Annotated in this window: 1 protein-coding gene; it reads right to left on the bottom strand. The window is 64.4% G+C overall.

The window, feature by feature from the left end; all coding sequences use genetic code 11:
• Positions 1–213: 213 nt before the first annotated feature.
• Complete coding sequence (locus tag ACIQLF_RS21830) at positions 214–1,215, bottom strand: DUF3560 domain-containing protein (RefSeq protein ID WP_400303337.1); 1,002 nt, start codon at positions 1,213–1,215, stop codon at positions 214–216.
• Positions 1,216–1,300: the final 85 nt, after the last annotated feature.

Below are 1,300 nucleotides of genomic sequence, written 5' to 3'. Positions count from 1 at the left end.
TGTGTGCGGGTGGTCGATTGGGTCCCGGCGTCCATCAGGTGTGCGGGAAAAGACCGAAGGAAATTTCTTTTGCCGTGCCCATGTGGGCGCGGGGCCGCTCCCCCAGCCACCGCGCAGCGTCCAGCGGCCGGGGGAGCGTGCGGCGGAGGCCGCCCGCACCACCAAGAAAAGGGGGAGGGACACCCGCTACGGTACCCCTCCCCTGCCGGGCGGTTAGCTGACCAGTTCGGCTTGCTTGGTGGCCAGGGCTTCGGCGTATTCGTGGGCGGTTTTGTGGTCGGTCAGTGCCGTGTACTCGATTTTGTCCGTCCATGTGTATTCGGTTTTGACCGATACGGTTTTGGCGTTGGCCCGCACGACTTCGACCCATCCGAACCGGTAGCGCACGTAGTCACCTTTGCTGATGGTTTCGCGGCTGTAGTTGGTGGCTTCGCCAGCGGCGATTTGCTCGGCGCGGATCTGCTTCCAGTAGGTGATTTGGTCGTTCTGGTCTGCCAGTCGTGTTAGCAGGCGTTCGCGGTATGCGCCGGTGGCTCCGATGGGTTCGGCGCTGAGCACGTCCCGGCCCGCTTCGCTCTTGATCCATTCGCGGCGGCCGTCGATGTTGCGTTGGGTGGCGCGGGCGTCAGCTTCGAGCTTTTTGATGCGGTTTGCGACGGTCTGCACACTGTAGCGTGCCCCGGTGGTGTGGGCGGCGGTGGCGGCTCGGTCTGCTGCTTCGGTTGCGTCGCGGTCGGCGGCAACCGATGCGCCCATGGCGCGGTGGGCCTTGTCGATGGCGTTGCGGTGGCGGCGTTCGCTGTGGTGGCCGATCTTGATTGGTTCCCCTCCCCAGGGCAACGCGTCGCCGGCTGCTTTGGCTCGGTGTTCGGCTTCATCGGCGGCGTTGCTCTTGCGCTGGGCTTTGGCTTCTAGTGCTTCGACGCGCTGGGCCTGTCGTTCGATTTTTCCCGCTTCGACTTCGGCAGTGCTGCGCGTGCTCTCGTCGATCTCGGTTTCAACCTCGAATCCGGCGGCGCGTAGCGCGGCGGCGGTGCCTTCGATTTTGTAGTGCTTGGGCATGCGGTCGCGGCTCATGGGTACGAACCATGCTGCGATGCTGCGCCCCCAGCGCCAGCCGTTGGCCTTCAAGATTTCGGCGCTTCCGTCGCCTTTGGCGGTGCCTTCGATCAGGGTTCCGGCTTCGTGGGTGTGGTTGATGGTGAGGGTGTTCATGGTGGTTCTCGTTTCATGGGTGAGGGGGATCGCGGCACCAGCCCCGCGCTTTGTCTCTCCCCCGCGTTTTTTTGGTTGCTGGCGA

The sequence above is a fragment of the Paeniglutamicibacter sp. NPDC091659 genome (assembly GCF_044756805.1).
GTDB lineage: Bacteria > Actinomycetota > Actinomycetes > Actinomycetales > Micrococcaceae > Paeniglutamicibacter.
The sequence above is the reverse complement of the archived record's forward strand: the minus strand, read 5'-3'. Positions and strand labels throughout refer to the sequence as shown.